The sequence below is a fragment of the Streptomyces nogalater genome, assembly GCF_039532885.1.
GTDB classification, from domain to species: Bacteria; Actinomycetota; Actinomycetes; order Streptomycetales; family Streptomycetaceae; genus Streptomyces; species Streptomyces nogalater.
On the sequence record NZ_BAAASM010000029.1, the window covers coordinates 21429 to 40492 of the forward strand.

Below are 19064 nucleotides of genomic sequence, written 5' to 3' on the forward strand. Positions count from 1 at the left end.
TTACCGGTGACATTTTCCCTGCGCCCCACCTACGCCGACGCACGGACCGCCGAACTGGTGGACCGTCTGCGCGACTACCTCGACGGCGAACTCGCCGACCACGAGCGCGAGCACGGCATCACCCCGGCCACCCGCCTCACCCGCGCCGACCTCGTACCGGTCTGGCGCCGCAGCCGCGAACTCGGCTTCTACGGCATCCACCTGCCCGAGGAATACGGCGGCCAGAACCTCGGCTACTCCCAACTCGCCGCGCTGAAAGAGGAAATCGGCGCGAGCGGGCGCGTCCTCGCGCACAGTGTGCTCGGCGACATGGGCGGACCACTACGGGCCGGTGACATCCTCCAGCACGCCACCGCACACCAGCTGGACACGTACCTGCTCCCGCTCATCCGGGGCGAGCGGGCCTGCTGCTTCTCCCTCACGGAGACCGACGCCGGCTCCGACGTCCGCTCCATGCGCACCGTCGCCGTACGCGACGGCGACGGCTACCGGCTGACCGGACACAAGGTCTTCTCCTCCGCCGGCCCCTTCGCCGACTTCGCGATCGTGGTGGCCCGCATGGCCGGCACCGGCGAGAAAGAGGGCGAGAAACCGAGGTTCTCCGCCTTCCTCGTGGACCTGGACAGCCCCGGCTGCCGGGTCGAGGACGGGGCGACACCGATGTCCGGCGAGCACATCGAGAGCGACGTCGTCCTGGAGGACTGCCATGTTCCCGCCGCCAACCTCCTGGGCGAGGAGGGCAACGGCATGCGCATCGCACTCGGCAGGGTCACCACCAACCGCCTGCTGCACTGCCCGACCGTGCTCGGCGCCACCCGCCGCGCCCTCCAGCTGACCCTGGACCGCACCCGCACCCGCCAGGTCTCCGGCAAGCCCCTGCTCATGCTCCAGGCCATCCAGCACAAGGTCGCCGACATGGCCACCGACTTCTACGCCGCCCGCTCCATGACGTACGCCGCGCTGGCGGCGCTGGACGAGGGGCGTGAGGTGCCCGCGGAGGCGTTCATGTGCAAGCTGTTCGTCGCCGAGTCCGCCTTCCGCATCCTCGACGAGGCCGTACAGATCCACGGCAAGGAGGGCCTGACCCAGGGCAACGAGATCGAGTACCTCTTTCGCAAGATCCGCATGTTCCGGGTGCTCACCGGAACGTCCGAGATCCAGCGCAACGGCATCGCCAAGCTCTTGGCCTTCCAGCACTGACCTCAGCCGGCCGTCCCAACCGGACAGGAGCTGGGGGGGACAAGCCCTTGATCATGGTGTTGGTCCAGCGCATCTGCCGCAAGGTCGCCGGACGGCACGCGGAGGCCAGGGCGAGGAGTTCGTCGTCCTTGGTGGCCTGTGCGGCCTGTGCGGCCTGTGCGGCCTGTGCGAGCATCTCCCAGCGTAGGGCTTTCTCCGCGGCGCCGAGGCGGAGTTCCGCGATGGATCTCGTGCTCGGTGCGATGGCGCTCGGCCACGGCCGTCAGCCTCCCGGCCAGGTGCCTCTCTCCGTGGCGGAGGCTCGCGATGTGAGGTTGACGCCGATCCCGGGCCGCCTCGTCACGTTCGTGGTCCAACTGCTCGCCCTGACCGCGCGGCGCTTCGGCGACCGGCCCGTGGGACGGGCACTGGGCGACCACGCCCACGGCACCGAGCAGCCGGTCACACTCACGCCCCAGGTGATCAGACCCTGCGCGCCGGCCTGGACCTGCAGTTGCTCCAGGATCCAGGAAGCCGACGACGCCGGCGGTGTGGTGGTGCGTCGTGCCCTCGGAGGGCATGCCGGGGGCCTGCGGTGTCCAGAAGCCGCCGACCGCTCTGGGCTCCGTGCAGGGGCTGGGCCATTCGGACTTCTGTCGCGCGAATGAATCGCCCCCATCCCGCTCTCGTCGACCACCCTTCTCTGCCCGCTTCCGAAGCCTCAGGGTTCGACATCGGAAACAAGTCCTGCAGAGAGCTTCCGTCCGGTTGCCCGGCGCGTCTACGCTCCCTCCTATGGGAGCGCTCCCATAGGCGCAGCGTCATGCGCAGTATCGAAGGTCATCCAGCCAGGTGGTGGCGCGTTGCCCACTGTGGAACCCGCTCTGAGGCCGGTCTCTCGCCGGGCGGTCCCATGTGGAGTGATCGGTCATATACGTGCGTCGAGGGAGAGTGCGATGAGCATGCGAAGAGCCCTTCGGGCTTTCGGCGTTGTGGGAGTGCTCATGGCGGGTTCGGTGGCCGGATTCGGCGGCCCGGCCTCCGCGGCCGCCTCGCCGGCGGCCGGTCAGTCCGCCGCGGACGGCAGGACATCGGCGGTCGCCGCGGCGCCGGCGCTGCACGTGTCGGGCAACCGCCTGGTCACCGGGTCCAATTCCACGTTCCGCCCACTGGGCGTCAACCGGTCCGGCGGGGAGTTCGGCTGCGTCCAGGGCAAGGAGATATTCGACGGGCCGACGGACCAGGCGGCCGTCGACGCGATGAAGGCATGGAAGATCAACACTGTCCGGATCCCGCTGAACGAGGAGTGCTGGCTGGGCACCGGGAACTTACCTCCGACAGCGCCCAGCGCGGCGGCGTACCAGCAGGCGGTGAAGACCTACGCGGACCTCCTGGTGGCCAACGGCATCAACGTGATCCTCGACCTGCACTGGACTTGGGGCGAGTACACCGGCCCCGGCGGAGGCTGCCCGGACGTCGCGGCCACCTGTCAGAAGCCGATGCCGGACGCGCGCTACACCCCCACGTTCTGGTCCGAGGTGGCCACGATGTTCAAGGGGAACGGAGCGGTCATCTTCGACCTGTTCAACGAGCCGTACCCGGACGCGGCCAACAACTGGTCCGACGCCACGGCCGCATGGACCTGTCTGCGTGACGGCGGCACCTGCGCCGGGATCACCTACCCGGTCGCCGGCATGCAGACCCTCGTCAACGCGGTACGCGCCACCGGTGCCACCAACGTGATCATGGCGGGCGGTCTGGAGTGGACGAACAACCTGAGTCGGTGGCTGGAATTCAAGCCGGCCGACCCCACCGGCAATCTGATGGCCTCATGGCACTCCTACAACTTCAACGGCTGCGTGACCACCTCGTGCTGGGACAGCAACATCGGAGCGGTCGCCGCCCAGGTGCCGGTCCAGGCCGGCGAGATCGGTCAGAACACCTGCGCCCATGACTACATCGACCAGGTGATGGCCTGGGCGGACGCCAACAAGGTCGGGTACACGGCCTGGACCTGGAACCCTTGGGGTTGCAGCGGTGGCAGTGTGCTCATCGAGGACTGGAACGGCACACCGACCAGCACCTACGGTGAGGGGTTCAAGGCGCACCTGCTCAGCCAGACCCCCGGTGATCCCGGCGGTGACACCGCTGCGCCCACCGCTCCGGGGACTCCCACCGCCTCCGAGGTGACGGCCACCTCCGCGACCTTGAGCTGGGGGGCCTCCACGGACAACGTGGGTGTCACCGGCTACGACGTCGTCCGTGTCACCGGCGGCACCGAGACGCGGGTGGCCGACTCGGCGTCCAACCGGGCCACGGTCACAGGGCTGTCCGGCAACACGGCCTACACCTTCGCCGTTTACGCCAAGGACGCGGCCGGCAACCGCTCCACCCGCTCGGCCACCGTTACCGTTACCACCACCGGCACCCCGGCGGGCACCTGCTCCGTCGGCTATCGCTTGGTGGGGGACTGGGGAAGCGGCTTCCAGAGCGAGATCACCATCCGCAACACCGGCGCCGCCGCTGTCAGCGACTGGAAGCTCGGATTCACCTTCACCAACGGCCAGACCATCAACAACATGTGGGGCGGTACCCCCACCCAGACAGGCGGCTCCGTGAGCGTGATCCCCGCCTCCTACACCGACACCATCACCGCCGGCGGTTCCGTCACTCTCGGTTTCATCGCCAACAGGGGCGCCACGAACACCGCCCCGACCACCTTCACCCTCAGCGGCAGGACCTGCACCACAGCCTGACCACGGCCGCTGCCCCGCAACCGACATCAGGTGCGCCCCCGCAGTCGCCCCACCGCAACCCCCGGAAACCCAGGCCCGGCGGTATCGGACAGGGAGCACCCGCCGGCCCGGCCACAACCGCCGGGCCGGCGGCCCTGTAGGGTGCCGAAATCGCAGCACGGCCGGGACCTGCACCACCGCGCGGAAGATGACGGTGGAAACGGGCTGCGTCCCTGCTCGTGCCGACCACCGTCGGCACCTGCGGGTGCGTCGCCGCCTCCCGGGCGATGCTCTCCAGCGTGACGTCCTGCCCCGTCCGCCACTCGTACTCCACCCTGCGCAGGGCGTCGAACAGCGCCGCCGGGTCGTCGATGACCGCTTTGCGCTCCAGCCCCTTCCACGCCGACAGCTCCCAGAACGACGGCTGGGTCGCCGAGACCGGCAGCACCGTGGCCCCGAAGTGATCCACCAGCCCCCGCAACCCGCTCAGGATCGGCGCGAGAAGACGGTCCGGCAGCGCCTGCACCTCGTCCAGGACGATCACCGAGCCGGCCGGGTTGTGCAGACGCCGCATCTGCGACGGCCGGTGCGAGAAGAGGGACTCGCCCGCTGGAGGCCCCGTCGGCCGGACCGCCGAGCCCGCTCCTCTGAGCGGCCCATGGCCGGTCGCGTCACCCGGACAACTGCGTACTTTGCTGGTGACGCCGGCGGCTGACTTCACCCGAGACCGCACCTGGACAGCAGACAGACTGGCTCGGGGGCTGCGGTCCGGTGACGGTGGTGGCTGGGCGAGCGGCTCGATGTCCCCGGCAGCCACCACACCTGCGCAACCAGGAGACAGCCTGCCCTCGCAGCACGGCGGGCCGGTTACGCCGCAGGCCGCCCTCCTGACCGTGGTGTCGCCTCGGCCAGGAAGGCTGCCCGCTGTCACGGGTGAGGCACGGGGATCAGGACGGGTCGCCGTACTGGAGGCCGCGGCCGTTGGTGCCGATATAGACACGGCCGTAGGTGTCGGGGTCGCCGGTGATGACGCCCTGGCTGCCGATGGCGCCCCACTGGTGGGCCTTGTCGTTGACGCGGGTCCAGGTAGCGCCCTTGTCGATGGAGCGGAAGACGCCGGTGACGCCCTTGACCCTGCCGATCAGGAACAGCGTCTGGTACGAGGCGCGCGGCGCCGCCTTGCCGAAGCCGACCGCCGAGGCAGACGTCACCGAGGTGAGCCGGGTGAACGTGCGGCCGCCGTCCACGGAGTGAAGCAGGCCCTTGCCGCCGCCCGCGATCCACAGGTCGCCGGCCCGGCCCGGGACGGCCTTGAGGCGGCCGTCGGCGGGCAGGCCGGTCGCGCGGGCGGTGAAGGTCGCGCCGCGGTCGGTGCTGGCGTGGAGCGTGCCGCCGGTCAGGGAGTAGAAGGTGCGGGCGGAGGCGCGGTCGGCGACGACCTCGGCCCCCGTGCCGAGCCCTCGCACCTTCGACCAGGTCGCTCCCTTGTCCGTCGAGCGGTACGGGGCCTGCCCGGCCTGGGTCCACACCAGGGTGGAGCCGTCCGCCGCGAGGGCGATACGGCCGCTGTGGGCGTCGGCCACCGGTTCGGCGGCGAAGCCCCGCCAGGTGGCGCCGCCGTCGGTGGAGTAGGCGCCGTCCTGCTTGCCGCCCGTACCGACCCGCGCCATCACCGACGGCCTCGACGCGGCGTAGTCGATGTCGGTGCTGTTGCTCATCATCGGGTTCTTCATCCGCCCGGGCGGCACCCGCGTCAGGTCGGTGTGGCGGAATCCGCCCTGGTCGCCCATGGCGGTCAGGACGGTCGCCCCGCCGGGCGGGGCGATGGCGTCGAAGACCGCCGTCTCCTCGAGTCCCTCGGCCCCTACGGTCCAGTGGCTCGTCGGGGCGCCGGCGTCCTCGCTCCGCCAGATTCCGTTGCCGGTGCCGTACAGCACGTGCCCGGAGTCGAACGGGTCGATCGCGAGGGCCGTCATCCAGTGACCTGTGTGGGTGCCGACGTAGGGCGCATCGGAGGCGTCCCTCACGGACCTGCCGGCGAGGGCCTTCCAGGTCGAACCGCCGTCCGTGGTGCGGTAGATCTCGTCCTCGGGGTACCAGCGGTCCAGCGTCGTGACCATCACCGTGGACGGCTTGCGCGGGTCGACCGCGAGCCCCGAGAAGCCGTACGAGCCCCGCGAGGGGGACACGTCCTTCCAGCCCCCGCCGCCTGGCGTGTACTTCCACACCGAGCCGCCGGTGACGCCGTTGGGCCCGAGGTTGTCGGTGTACGTCAGATACAGCGTGCCGTCGTCCGTGACGACACCGTGCTGCGGCAGCTGGCCGGTCGGCTGCCCGGCGACCGCTTGCCACGTGGCACCGCCGTCCGTCGACCGGTACAGGGACGTGGATCTGTCGGCGACACCGACGTACACGGTGCCGCTGCCCTTCGGCCCGTACGTCACGAACGAGATGCCGGCACCGCTGCCCGCCCCGTCCTTGACCGGGAAGGACTCGACCTGACGCCAGGACGCACCGTGGTCGGTGGACCGCCACAGCCCGTTCTTGCGGGAGCCGAGGAGCAGGTTCGAGTTGTCCGACGGGTCGACGACGAGGCGTTCGCCGGCGCCGCGGCCGTCCTCGTTGCCGCCGAGCTTGAAAGGCAGCTCGGTGCGCTTGAAGGTGCGGCCGCGGTCGGTGGAGCGGAGGATCGCACCGTTGCCCGCCCAGTCGTTGGTGTACGTGCCCGCGCCGAGGTAGAGGCGGTCGGGGTCGACGGGGTCGGTGGCGAGGGAGTCGATACCGAGCAGGTTCCAGTCCTTCTCGCCGAGCCAGTCGGTCAGCGGGACCCACTTCTCGGCGCGGGCGTTCCAACGGTACACGCCGCCCATGTCGGTGCGGGCGTACAGCAGGCCCTGCTCACGCTGGTTGAAGACAAGGCCGGAGACGTAACCGCCACCGACGACCTGCGCGTTCTTCCACTTGTACGGTGCTGTCGCGGGCGCCCCGGCCTTCGCGGCCTGGGAGTCGTCCTGCGTGAGGAGCAGGTACGGCACGACCGCGGCGGGCACCGCGAGCAGCAGGGCGACGGCGCCCCGGCGGCGACGGTGCAGACCGCGCCGCCGGGAGCCCGCGCGGGTGGGGGAAGAGGTGTTCATGGGGGCTGTGCTCCTTGCGAATAGCTGTCTGTGGAACGGCTCAGCGCTGCAGGGTCAGAACACCCGGCCGGTACGGCAGCGCGTCGTAGGGAGCGTCCGAGTTCGGGGACTTGCCCTGGTAGAGCAACTGGAGGTGGCACGGGTCGATGGTCATGGTCTGGTCCGGGTTGGAGCGGATCAGGTCACCGTGGCTGATGTCGTTGGTCCAGGTCGCGCCGCTGTTGGCCTTTCCCGCGAAGGGGTTGGACTCGGTGGCGGCCTGCGGGGTCCACGTGCCGTTCAGGCTGGTCGCCGTGAAGGAGCGGAAGTAGCGGTTCTCGCTGGCGCCCCGCGCCTCGACGATCATCAGGTACTGGTTCTGGCCCTGGACCTTGTAGACCTGCGGTGCCTCGAAGAGGTTCTTGACGGTGTCGCTCATGACCGTCGTGTACGACGAGCCGAAGTTGCCGGGGAAGTTTCCGATCGGCATGGACGCCCGGTAGATCTTGCCGTTGTCACCGGCGAAGAAGAGGTACATGTTCTTGTCGTCGCCGATCAACGTCTGGTCGATCGGACCGGTCCCGGGGTCGGCCAGGCTGCCGGTGAACAGGGGCTGCGGCGCGGACCAGCCGTTGGGGTTCGTCGGGTCGGCCGAGGTGCGGTAGCTGAAGGGCGAGGCCCCCCACTGGTACGTCAGGACCCAGATCTTCTTCGGCGCGAAGTAGAAGAGGGTGGGCGCGACCGCGTTCTGGCTCATCTTCGTCTGCGCGGCCGTCCCCATGCCGGACCAGTCGGTGAACGGGGCGAACGCCATCGAGCCGTACGAGACTCCCGTCCACATCGACCCGTACACAAGGTGCTTGCCGTTGTACAGGACGTGGGTGAAGTCCTTCAGCGAGGCCCAGCCGTTCGCGGGCTGCGCGAGAGCGCCGGTCGAGCGCCACTTGTACGTGGACGGCAGCGCGCACGTGCCACCGGCCGAACCGGAGGGGGCGGTCCACTTCTGGTTGTCGACGCCGGCGCAGGTGTACAGCTGGATCTTGGTGCCGTTGGAGCTGCCCGCGCCGATCGCGTCCAGGCACTTGCCGGACTGGACCCCGGAGATCGAACCGTTGGGGTTGATGTTCCACTGCTGGTTCGTGCCGGTGTTGCAGTCCCAGATGACCACCTCGGTGCCGTTCGCCGTCCCCTTGGCCTTCGCGTCCAGGCACTTGTTGCCGAACACCTTCAGCTGCTTGGCGGCGGTGTACGTCCAGCTCTGGTCGGACTGCCCGCCGCAGTCCCACAGCTGTACCGGAGTGCCGTTGGCGGCCGAGGAGTCGGGGACGTCGACGCAGCGGCCGGAGGCCACGCCCTTGATCTGGCCGGTGCCGTCACCCGGGGCGGCCGGGGTCGAACCCGCCCCGGCGCCGAACGCTTTCCTGACGGCGTCGTACGCGGGCTTCGGCTTGCCGGCCGCGTCGAAGAGCAGCGGCTTCTCGTCCGCGCGCCACGAGTCGCTGTCACGGACACCCCACACCGTGATGCCGGTGCAACGCTTCACGCCGAGGCAGGCGTTGACCGCACTCGCGTAGTGCGTAGCAGAGGCCTGGGCGATGTCCAGCTCGGTGATCTGCACGTCGACGCCGAGGGCGGCGAAGTTGGCGAGGGTCGTCTTGAAACTGGCCGGCGGACCGCCCACCCCGAAGTGACTCTGGAAGCCGACGCAGTCGATGGGGACACCGCGCGCCTTGAAGTCCTTGACCAGGCGGTACACGCCCTGGGTCTTGGCGGCCGACCAGTCTTCGATGTTGTAGTCGTTGTAGCAGAGCTTCGCGGCCGGGTCGGCTGCGCGGGCGGTACGGAACGCCTCCTCGATGAAGCCGCTGCCGAGCACCTTCTTGAACACCGACTCGCGCAGCGCGCCGCTGCCGCCGTCCTGGAATGCCTCGTTGACGACGTCCCAGGCGTAGATCTTGCCCTTGTAGCGGCCCATCGTGGTCTTGATGTGGTTGTTCGTGACGCTGCGCAGCGTGCTCGGGTCGTCGATCGTTTTCACCCAGTCCGGCAGCTGCGAGTGCCACACCGTGGTGTGGCCGCGCAGCCGCTGACCACGCTCCAGGGCACGGTTGACGATCTTGTCGGCGGCCGCGAACCGGAAGTTGCCGCGGGACGGCTCGACCGCGTCCCACTTCATCTCGTTCTCCGGGGTGATCATGTTGAACTCCCGGTCGGCGATCGACGTGTACGTCGAGTCGCTCAGCCGCCCTGCGGCTGTCGCAGTGCCGAAGTACCGGCCCGACGAGGAAGCCTCGGTTCCCAGGCTCGCGGCCCCGGCGGAGTCGGGGAGCAGCGTGAGGACACCGGCCACCAGCACGGAGGCGGTGGTCAGCCCGATCGCCAGCGTCCTGCGGGGCCGACGGAGCCGGTGCAGGCCCTTCCGGGGTTCGTCGGTGTGTCTGGTCATGGGGAGTGGCCTTCTTCAGGGGACAGATCAGCGGGGGACACCTGTGAAGCGGCGCCCCTGAAGTGGAGGCTGAGGAAGGTGGGTCGGCGTAACGAAAAATATGCGCGCCCGCACAGTGACGCATCTCACGGCAGAAAAACGTAATGCGGGCGAGGTGCCGAAGTCAGCGGATCCCGGCTCTCACGTCAGCGGCGCACGGACGACGAAAGAGGCCTGGCCGGTGAAGGTGCGCGTGCCGTCGGAGCCGTCGAGGCGGATCGATCCGTCGCGGGGCCGCAGGGCGGAGCCCGGGTAATTGTGCGCGTGCAGAGTCACCGATCCGTCGATCGTCCCGGGGCGCGGGCAGAAGGTGGCGTCCTCCCGGAACAGGCGGCTGCCGTCGTCGGTGCTCAGGCGCAGCCGCAGGTAGTGGTGGCGCAAGTACCGGCCGTCGGCCGCCCGGAACGTGACACACCGGCTGTCCACGAGCCCCCTGCTGACGGTGAAGGTGGCCGCGGCGCTGCTGAGCTTCGCGAAGTCGCCGTCGAACGCGAGGAATTGGCCGGGCCGGTCCACGGATTCGAGGGACCGCGCGCCCAACGGAACCACGGCCGAACCCGGCGGCGACGGCGTGGCCGACGGAGCCGGGGTGGTCGTACCGGCCGTCGGCCCGGCGACGGCGCCGGGCACCCGGTGCTCCGGTTCGGGCCAGGCGACATACGCGGCGGTCCCGGTGACGAGCACCGCGCCGGTGGCGAGCGTCGCGATCGGATGGGCGGTCACCGCGTGCAGCTTGCCCAGCAGAGCGCCGCCCCCTGCCGCCGTACCCGTGGCGCTTGCGGCTGCTGCCGTCGTCGCCGTCGTACCCGACAGCAAACCCTTCGTGATCAGCGCCCCGACGAGTGCCGCCGGCACGGCCAGCGTAAGGCCGGCCAGGAGCAACTCGGCCGGAATCTGCTCGGCCGCCGTCGCCGTACATATCGCGCAGTCGCGCGTGTGCCGGGCGATCCGCTTGCGCCACACGGACGTTCGCGCACCGTCCCAGCCGGAGACGGTCGCGCTCAGGCCCGGACAGCGCGGTTCGGCTGCCAGCGCGGCGACGATCGTCCGGCTCAGTTCCAGTTGCTCGCGCATGCGCTGCAGGCGGACCCCGGCGTGCGAGACGCTGACCCCTGTCGCGTCGGCGATGTCCTGGCGGCTGAGCAGCCCGGCGCACTCCTGCCACCACAGCGAAAGGAGCACCCGGTGTTCCGCGTCGAGCCAACGGGCGGCTTCGGCCGCCTGCCCGCGCTCGTCGGACATGCGCAGCCGCAGGATCGTCGTGTCCTCCAGAGGTGCGGCGGCGTCCGGCACCGGGAGCGCCTCGTCGATCAGCGTGGTCCGGTCGGCGAGCGTGCGCTGCCGCTGCCAGTACGTGTTGATCTGCCGGAGCGTGATCGACACCAGCCACGACCGGAAGCTCTCCGGGGCCCGCAGCGCGGGCAGGTCGCGTACCGCGCGCAGCAGCGTCTCCTGGACGACGTCGTCCACGTCGGCATGGCCGCTCAGCGCCCGTCCGATGATGTTGTACAACAACGGCAGATATGCGGAAACGAGCACCTCGCGCGCCCGCTGGTCACCGCGCTGCGCCGCGACGACCAGCCTCACGTGATCGGCGTCCATGAGCCCCCGTCCCATCTCTTCAGGGAAGCGATCCCCCGAGTACGGCGCCACACCTTAGCCGTGGGGACCACGACGTCATCCCCCAGGGGCGACGATCACGCGACGCGCGGGTCGATTGCCCTTCTCAGCCGACTCCAGGATCGCCACGCACTCACCGTGCGACGTCATCGAAAACATGTTGCCCTGGGCGCAAGCGGTAAAGCAACAGGTCAGAAAGGCTTTCGGGTCCCGAATAAGGGCCGGCAGGCACCCGGAGCGTCACGGCCGTACGTTGGTCCGGCACAGGCAATCTGGCGTGTCATGTCATGGCTACCCGGCAGTACGGCAGCACCTCCCCGGTACGAAGCCTCACGCCGATGAGTCGTGTCGGTGCGCCCACCGTGAACCCGCCACGCGTCAGTCGGCGTGGGGCTCTGACCCCCAGCATGTCGTGTTCGAGATCTCGCTCGCTTTTGGGTGGCAGCCCGCCCCGCAGCGAGTCGAGTGGAGCCAAGCGTGGCCTGATCAAGAGGACATGGCGCGGTAGCGGGCACACCACGGTCGTCACTGCGGACGGCCGCTACTACCTCGAGCAAGGCAAGCTTCCCCGGGAGGTGCAGGCGGAGCGGGAGCGGTTGGCCGGCGACGCCCGGCAGGTCGCTCTGGCTCCAGACGGTGGGGGGTGAGCTGATCGCCCGGTTGCGCTCGGCCTCTGGGAGGGTCACCGTGTCAGATCCCGCTCCGCGGACCCGGGGCAGGTGGCGGGTGGCCTTGTACGACGCGGTGCATCACGGTCACGTACCCGAAGGGCACAAGCTGCGCTGAACCGGGCGGCAGCGTGGTGACTGCATCTTTACGCTGCTGGGCGAGGAGCCTGAGAAGCCTGCGCAATCGGTACCGGTACCGGTGATCGATGTACCCGGTGTGCTGGGCCGTCCTCATCGGCTGGTCCGGCCCACACGTACGGCCCTCGGCAGGTCCAAGACGGTGGTCGACACCCGCGCGATGCCCGGGGTCATTCGGATGCATGTGTCACGGGTCCAGGCCGACCGGGCGCTGCGGATCATGCACGCTCTTCTGACCGAGGCGGAACGCCGCCGTCATCAGGTGGAGACCCGCACCGTCCACCGTCGCGGCAGGGCCGTCCAGGAGATGGTCGCCGTCATCCGCGGCCGCACACTCCCGCTGGCCAACAGGGAGCGGACGACCAAGGTGCCGCGCGAGCCGACCGCTGAGGAGATGAGCCGGCAACGACGCTTCTCTCGGGCCCCTGTACCCAAGTACAACCACGAGTTCAGCGGACGTCTCGAACTGGGTGCGCCTGCCGGCAGCGGTACCGGACCTGGTACGCCTACGGCGACAGCACACGGTGGGCCCTGGAAGCACGCCTGGGGCACCTCCTGCATGATCTGGAAGGCTGTGCCGCGGCGGCCGAACGCCGGCAGCAGGAGGAAGAACTCCGCAAGGCCGAGCAGCGGCGCCGCTGGCTCGCCGCGGTCCGCCGGGCACGCGAGCAGCAAATCGAGCGGCATCGAGCGCAGGTACCCATCACGGACGGGCAGAGCGGCCAGGGCGTCGCGCACCGGCAGGGTGACTGCCTGGCCCGCGTCGCGCCCTGTGGGGTCAGCGGCCGGGACGGCATGCGGTGGCGGGGACGAGCAGGGCCGCGAGGGCGGCGGCGACGGCGGCGGTGGTCCGGGCGAAGCGCACGACGGAGTCCTTTCGGAGGTCACTGGTCGTGCTCTTCCTAGCGACGACTCCGTACGACGCGCCTGGGAAACCGTGGCCTCTACCCGTTCAGGGGATACGCGCGATGGCCTGCAGATGCATCGGGCGGGTCCGGCCCCGCGCCGGCACGGACGATGCTCCCCGCAGCTGCGGGGATGGTCCCAGCGCAGGGTGCTCCAACACCCGCCGAGGGCCCTGCTCCCCGCACCCGCAGGGATGGTGGTCAAGGGTGCCAACAACTCCACGAGCTCGTCACTTCGGTGTCAGCGCACATGCGAACAGACGCACTCCACCTTCGAACGGACATATGACTCAGCGGGAGCGCTCGTCGCCACGATTCTCCCGGCAGCTTGCCACACCTGCGCAACCAGCAGACCGTCTGAACAGCGACGCGATACACCTGATGCCCCATCAGAACGAGCGTCAAGGTACCTCGCAGAGCGTCATTCGAGCGTCAAGATATCGCCCGTAACGCCCATAGCGCACATCATGCACACCCGCCGAAACCGCAGGTCAGCGACCCTTTTCGGCAGGCTCCAGGATCGCGACGCACTCCACATGATGCGTCATAGGAAACAGGTCGATCGAGGACCGCAGCGGCTGGCTCTTCACCCCCGGTCATGTCGCGTCAGCCGGGCAACACAGCCCGTGATCGCCGGTTAGCCAAACCGGCATATTCGGAGACGATTATCTGGTCAACGCCCGTTTCGGAGCCCAACCGCGAGTGTTGGTGACTGGCGTCAGCGCTGCTGCCGATGAGGCACGGCACGCCTCCGTTCCCGGAACGTGTCGCCCGCATCCGAAGTCTTCACCGACCCGCCTGGTGTTCCGTACTGCCCGGAGATTGCCCGCACTTGCCTGTCCCGATAGCAACAAGCACCAACGCCGAACCCCATCACCAGAAGAAGACCACAGCACAACCCACATCTCCCCGCCGGCATGCCGTCCCCGACGATGACCAAGCACCCCTCCTGACCAACGCCTGGTACTCGACCAGCGACCTGGCCGCTCGTCTCCGGGTGGACGCCTCGACACTGCGCCGATGGCGCACCGCCCGGCCTCCCCAAGGGCCGCCGTTCGTCGCTCTGTCGGAGCGTGTCGTCATGTACAGCGCCCTCGATGTCGAGGAATGGCTGCGCAGCCGCCGTACCACCCCCACCAAGGGGATCCATGGCCGATAGGACCAACATCGCCGTCGGCATCCGGATCTCCACCGACATCGAACACCGCCCCGACCGGCCCCGCCCCGTATCGGGCGCGCGTCCGATGGTGGGATCCCACCACCAAACGTCGCCAGTCACTGCCCGAGGGGAAGAACAGTGAAGAAGCGCAGGAGTGGCTCCAGGCCATCGTCCAGGCCGTCCAAGCCGGCCTGACTCCGTCGACCGCCACCATGACGCTGGCCGAATACGGCGAGGCGAACATGGACCTCGCGCTGCGCGGCCTGGAGTTGAAGACACTCGACCCCTACCTCGCGGGGTGGCGAAAGCGTGTGGTTCCTGCCCTCGGGCACCTCGCCGTTCGGTTGATCACCAACGGTGTCGTCGACCGGACCGTGCAGCACCGGCTGGCAGAAGCTCTACAAGCAGGCCGAGGACGAACTCCGTGATCCGCGTGCGCTGGCCCTGCCCGACTGGGACGCCCTCGTCCAGCTGGCCGACGCGCTCGTGGCCGCCTCCCACGACGAGTACCGCGGGCGGGGAGACGTCGTCGTCCTCGCCGCGTGCACCGCCGCCCGGATCGGCGAGGTCTCAGGCTGCCGCGTCCAGGACAGCGGCCTGACCGACAAGGGCACCAAAGGCAAGCGGGCCCGCCAAGGTCCCCATCATCGAGGAGATCCGCCCTCTCGTCGTCGCCCAGCGCATCCTGTCCGCCGGCCCCGACCCCGACGCCCGCCAGTTCACCGGCCCGCGCGGCGAACGCATCTCCACCACCGTCCTGCGCGACGCCAGCCACTGGGACGACGTGGTCACCAAACTCGGCTACGAACACCTGCGCCGCCACGACCTCCGGCACACCGGCCCGACCTGGTTCGCCGACGCACGCAGGGGTTCCGGTCCACGTCCTACGGCGCATCGCCGGCCACGGCTCCCCAGCCGGCGTAGCACTCTCCGCGCACCTCAGCGCGGTCCGTGCCCCCCGCTCGCTCCCGAGCCCGATCGTCATGACCCGCTGACACCGGTCAAGCGGGCCCTGGTCCCCAACTGGTCCCCAAAAATGATCAAGGGCCGGGTTCGGATGTCTCCGAACCCGGCCCTGACCTGCGACTCTCACGAGTCGGGACGACAGGATTTGAACCTGCGACCCCTTGACCCCCAGTCAAGTGCGCTACCAAGCTGCGCCACGTCCCGGTGCACGGTCTGACCTGGGGTTTCCCTGGCCGAACGCGCAGAGAAACAATACCGCACTCGGGTCGGTGGTCGCGCGCCACTTTCCTCATTGACCTCAAGTTTGGTTGAGGTTGCACGATCAACCGTATGACGAGCTCAACGGAACAGCGCCGTATGTACGGCTACGACGACCTGACCCGGCTGATGGGGCTGATGACCGGCGACGAAAAGCACGGCCCCGCCGCCACCTCCACCCTCGACGTGCTGTGGGTGCTCTACGACCGGGTGCTCCGCGTGACCCCCGAACGGCGCGCCGACCCCGCCCGCGACCGCTTTCTGCTCAGCAAAGGGCACGGCCCCATGGCCTACTACGCCGTGCTGGCCGCGAAGGGCTTCGTCCCCGTGGAGTGGCTGCCGGGGTTCGGCACGTACGACTCCCCGCTCGGACACCACCCGGACCGGGTGCTGGTGCCGGGTGCCGAGATCGGCAGTGGGTCGCTCGGGCACGGGCTGCCGATCGCCGTGGGCACCGCGCTGGGCCTGCGTGCCCAGGGCCGGACCGATCCGGCGGTCTGGGTGCTGATCGGGGACGCCGAGCTGGACGAGGGCAGCAACCACGAGGCGATCGCCTTCGCCGGGCCCGCCGGACTGGACCGGCTGCACACCGTCGTGATCGACAACTCCTCCGCCAGTCACGCGCTGCCCGGCGGGATCGCGGCCCGGTTCGAGGCGGCCGGCTGGTCCGCCGTCACCGTGGACGGCCGCGACCACGCGGCGCTGTACGCGGCGTTCACCGCGCCGCACCCGGGCCGGCCGCACGTCGTCGTGGCCCGTGTCGAGCCGAAGAACGCCTGACCCTCCCCCGCTCTCCGAAAGGGCACACCTCCATGGACACCATGCGTGACCGCTTCGCCCCCGTCGTCTCCCGGCTGCTGGAGGAGGACCCGCGGGTCGCCGTCGTCCTCGCCGAGATCGGCCTCGACGGCTTCCGGGACGCCATGCGCCGCCATCCCGACCGGGTGATCAACGTCGGCATCCGTGAACAACTGCTGGTCGGGGCGGCGGCAGGACTGGCGCTCACCGGGCTGCGGCCCGTCGTACACACCTTCGCCAGCTTTCTCGTGGAGCGGCCGTTCGAGCAGGTCAAGCTGGACCTGGGCCATCAGAACACGGGCGCGGTGCTGGTGAGCGCCGCCGCCTCCTTCGACTGGCCGGCCGGCGGCTTCACCCACATGGCTCCGGGCGATGTGGCCCTCCTCGACACGCTGGACGGCTGGACCGTGCATGTGCCCGGGCATCCGGACGAGGCCGGGACACTGCTGCGGCACGCGGTCGCCGCGGGCGACGACAAGGTCTACGTACGGCTGTCCGTGCAGTCGAACCGACAGGGGCGGCTGATCGACGGACAGCGCTTCGTCACCGTCCGGGAGGGCCGCTCGGGTGTCGTGGTCGCCGTCGGCCCGCTGCTGGACACGGTCCTCGCCGCCACGGAGGGCCTGGACGTGACCGTGCTGTACGCGACGACGGTACGGCCGTTCGACGCGGCCGGGCTGCGCCGGGCCACGGAGACCGCCGGTACGGACGTCGTGCTGGTCGAGCCGTATCTGGCGGGGACCTCCACGACCGCGGTCAGCGAGGCGCTGTCCGATGTGCCGCACCGGGTGCTCGGCCTCGGCGTCGGCCGGCGTGAACTGCGCCGTTACGGCACGGTCGAGGAGCATGTGGCCGCGCACGGCCTGGACGCGGCGAGCCTGCGGGAGCGGATCGGCGGCTTCGTGGGAGCCGGCCGGATGCCGGTGGGCGGGTGAGCCGGGGGGCTCAGGGGCAGGTGAGCCTGGGGCCTCGGTGGCAGGTGAGGGCGGGGGGTTCGGTGGTGGTGAGGACAGGGGGCTCGGTGGCGGCACGGTCCGGTCCGCGGGGGCGGGTGCCAGGGGCATACGGGCTCCCCGGCCGTGGGAATCGCCGGCCCCGGTGGGCGGACAGGTCCGGTGGTGTGTCCGGTGGGTGGCCGGGGTCTCAGTGGGCCGGTGCGGGCGGGCCCCCGTGGGCGGGCGCGGCCGGTTCGGCCCGGACCAGGTCGCGTATCGCCGGTGTCGCCAGCAGGATCACCGCCACGATCAGACTCACTGCCGCGGCGGTCAGCAGGACGTGACCGGTGCCCAACGCCCCGGCCGCCGGTCCGGCCAGGGCCTGGCCGACGGGCATCATGGCGAGGGAACCGGCCACGTCGTAGGCGTGGATGCGGTTGAGGACGTCGGCCGGGACCTGCGTCTGCACGGTGGTCGCCCACATCACGCCCCAGAACGACATGCCCGCACCGGCGAGCGCGGCCCCCGCCGCCATCGCCGGCACCCCGAGGCCCGCTCCCACGGTCGCCGGGAAGCCGAAGAAGGCGAAGAGGGACAGTGCCCCGGCGCGGAGCATGCGGCGGGGGCGCAGCCGCAGGGCGAGCAGGCCGCCGATCACCGTGCCCGCGCCGAGGGCCGAGTTGACCAGGCCGTAGGCGCCCGCGCCGTGCTGCCCGACGACCTCGGTCGCGACCAGCGGGACCGTCGGACCCCAGACGGCGATCATGTACAGGCACCAGACGGCGATCACGCCCCACAGCCAGGCGCGGGAGCAAAACTCCCGCCAGCCGTCGACGAGATCGGCGCGGAAGGCGCGCAGGGCGGGGCCGGTGGCGGCCCGGGGCCCCGCGGGGAGCGGGGGCAGCCGGAGCAGCAGCAGGCACAGCGCGCTGAGCGCGTAGGTGGCGGCGTGCGCGGCGAAGACGCCCCCGGCCGAGGCGAGGCCGACCAGGACGCCGGCCACGGCGGGGCCGGCGAGCTGGGCGGCGGACTCGGCGATCCGTATCGCGCCGTTGGCGCCCTGGACGTCCGCGGCGAGGCGGGGCACGGTGCTGGCCACGCCCGGCTGGAAGACCGCGCCGGCCACGCCGTTGACGATGCCGACGGCGCAGATCTGCCACAGCACCACGTGCCCGGCGAAGAAGAGGCCGGCGGCGAGGGACTGGGTGCCGAGCCGGACGAGGTCGGCGCCGATCATCAGCCTGCGGGTGCTGAACCGGTCGGCGATGACCCCGCCGAAGACGACCAGGCCGGCGAACGCGGCGGCGGTGGCGGCCATGGCGACACCGACCGCGCCCGCGCCGTACCCGTGTTGCAGCAGGCCGGCGGCGAGGGCGACGGGCAGCATGGTGTCACCGAGCCGGGCGACGGCCCGGGCCGTGAAGAACAGCGCGAAGTCCCGTGACCACACGGCCGGGGCCCCGGCCACGGCCCCTCGCGCCCGCCGCGCGCCGAGGACGCGCCGCGCATCCGTTCTTCCGGTCATCCGTGTGCTCCCCTCCCCGTCACCGGTGCGTCCGGCGTCCCCGGTGTCCCCGGTGTCCTCAACTCCTCGATGTCTTCGACGACTTCGATGCCTTTGGTGCCTTCGATGTGTCCGCCGGTGTCAGGCCGTCGCCACCCCGCGCCGCTCCCGTCGCGGGATGATGCCACCTCCCGCCCGCCTCCGCCGGGGTTTTTCAGCCCCCGGACGGGAGCCCCAATCCGGGGTGGGCGTCCAGGAGTCGGGGCGGGGCGGCCTGGCGCCAGGAGTCGGCCAGGATGTCGTGCAGCTCCGCCTCGTCCTCCAGGGCGGCCAGTCTCGCTCTCACCCAGGCGAACTGGGCCTCGTGGCCGGCGATCCAGAACTTGTCGGGCTCGGCCAGCACCAGTTCGTCGCGCTCCTCCTTGGGGCAGCGCACGGCGATGGACGTCTCGTCCTCGGGCAGGGTCGCGAACATCTTCCCGGCCACCCGGAAGGTGGGCATGTTCCAGGCCACCTTCTCCGTGGTGTCCGGCAGGGACAGGGCGATTCGGCGTACGTCTTCTGCGTCCGGCATGCCACGCAAGGTAGCCCCTGCCAC

General features: G+C 70.3%; 13 protein-coding genes, 1 tRNA gene and 1 pseudogene. 8 read left to right on the forward strand and 7 right to left on the reverse strand.

The window, feature by feature from the left end; all coding sequences use genetic code 11:
• The first annotated feature begins 6 nt into the window (after window positions 1-6).
• Window positions 7-1200, forward strand: a complete 1194-nt coding sequence (locus ABD350_RS19570; protein ID WP_344349471.1) for an acyl-CoA dehydrogenase family protein — start codon at window positions 7-9, stop codon at window positions 1198-1200.
• A gap of 34 nt (window positions 1201-1234) precedes the next feature.
• Here the strand turns inward: ABD350_RS19570 and ABD350_RS19575 are convergent.
• A pseudogene (locus tag ABD350_RS19575) lies at window positions 1235-1508 on the reverse strand (hypothetical protein); the annotation flags it as partial.
• Here ABD350_RS19575 and ABD350_RS19580 point away from each other — a divergent pair.
• From ABD350_RS19580 to ABD350_RS19590, 3 genes are all read left to right on the forward strand, one after another.
• Window positions 1422-1847, forward strand: coding sequence for a hypothetical protein (locus tag ABD350_RS19580; RefSeq protein ID WP_344349472.1), 426 nt, complete (start codon window positions 1422-1424; stop codon window positions 1845-1847). The pseudogene ABD350_RS19575 and the gene ABD350_RS19580 sit on opposite strands and share 87 nt — an antisense overlap.
• Before the next feature lie 336 nt (window positions 1848-2183).
• Window positions 2184-3935, forward strand: coding sequence for a cellulase family glycosylhydrolase (locus ABD350_RS19585; RefSeq protein ID WP_344349473.1), 1752 nt, complete (start codon window positions 2184-2186; stop codon window positions 3933-3935).
• 218 nt (window positions 3936-4153) lie between these two features.
• Window positions 4154-4378: a hypothetical protein gene (locus ABD350_RS19590; protein ID WP_344349474.1), complete on the forward strand. Its 225-nt coding sequence runs from the start codon at window positions 4154-4156 to the stop codon at window positions 4376-4378.
• Between the two features lie 483 nt (window positions 4379-4861).
• Here the strand turns inward: ABD350_RS19590 and ABD350_RS19595 are convergent, their stop codons facing one another.
• The 3 genes from ABD350_RS19595 to ABD350_RS19605 form a co-directional block, all read right to left on the reverse strand.
• Window positions 4862-7051 carry a WD40/YVTN/BNR-like repeat-containing protein gene (locus tag ABD350_RS19595; protein ID WP_344349475.1) on the reverse strand — a complete coding sequence of 730 codons (2190 nt, stop codon included), beginning with the start codon at window positions 7049-7051 and terminating at the stop codon, window positions 4862-4864.
• Between the two features lie 40 nt (window positions 7052-7091).
• Entirely contained in the window at window positions 7092-9476 is a 2385-nt protein-coding gene (locus tag ABD350_RS19600) for a non-reducing end alpha-L-arabinofuranosidase family hydrolase (protein WP_344349476.1), read from the reverse strand.
• 180 nt (window positions 9477-9656) lie between these two features.
• Window positions 9657-11117: a sigma-70 family RNA polymerase sigma factor gene (locus tag ABD350_RS19605; protein WP_344349477.1), complete on the reverse strand. Its 1461-nt coding sequence runs from the start codon at window positions 11115-11117 to the stop codon at window positions 9657-9659.
• A 2462-nt stretch (window positions 11118-13579) separates the two neighbouring features.
• Between ABD350_RS19605 and ABD350_RS19610 the strand changes: the two genes are divergently transcribed.
• Both ABD350_RS19610 and ABD350_RS19615 read left to right on the forward strand, forming a co-directional pair.
• Window positions 13580-14005 carry a helix-turn-helix transcriptional regulator gene (locus ABD350_RS19610; protein ID WP_344349478.1) on the forward strand — a complete coding sequence of 142 codons (426 nt, stop codon included), beginning with the start codon at window positions 13580-13582 and terminating at the stop codon, window positions 14003-14005.
• A 212-nt stretch (window positions 14006-14217) separates the two neighbouring features.
• Complete coding sequence (locus ABD350_RS19615; protein WP_344349479.1) at window positions 14218-14433, forward strand: hypothetical protein; 216 nt, start codon at window positions 14218-14220, stop codon at window positions 14431-14433.
• Between the two features lie 668 nt (window positions 14434-15101).
• Here the strand turns inward: ABD350_RS19615 and ABD350_RS19620 are convergent.
• Window positions 15102-15175 (reverse strand) — tRNA-Pro (locus tag ABD350_RS19620).
• Between the two features lie 126 nt (window positions 15176-15301).
• Here ABD350_RS19620 and ABD350_RS19625 point away from each other — a divergent pair.
• Together ABD350_RS19625 and ABD350_RS19630 are read left to right on the forward strand one after the other, a co-directional pair.
• Complete coding sequence (locus ABD350_RS19625) at window positions 15302-16009, forward strand: transketolase (RefSeq protein WP_344349481.1); 708 nt, start codon at window positions 15302-15304, stop codon at window positions 16007-16009.
• Between the two features lie 32 nt (window positions 16010-16041).
• Entirely contained in the window at window positions 16042-16962 is a 921-nt protein-coding gene (locus tag ABD350_RS19630) for a transketolase family protein (protein WP_344349482.1), read from the forward strand.
• 208 nt (window positions 16963-17170) lie between these two features.
• Here the strand turns inward: ABD350_RS19630 and ABD350_RS19635 are convergent, their stop codons facing one another.
• Window positions 17171-18487, reverse strand: coding sequence for an MFS transporter (locus ABD350_RS19635; protein ID WP_344349483.1), 1317 nt, complete (start codon window positions 18485-18487; stop codon window positions 17171-17173).
• Between the two features lie 193 nt (window positions 18488-18680).
• Entirely contained in the window at window positions 18681-19040 is a 360-nt protein-coding gene (locus ABD350_RS19640; RefSeq protein ID WP_344349484.1) for an MmcQ/YjbR family DNA-binding protein, read from the reverse strand.
• Window positions 19041-19064 lie beyond the last annotated feature (24 nt).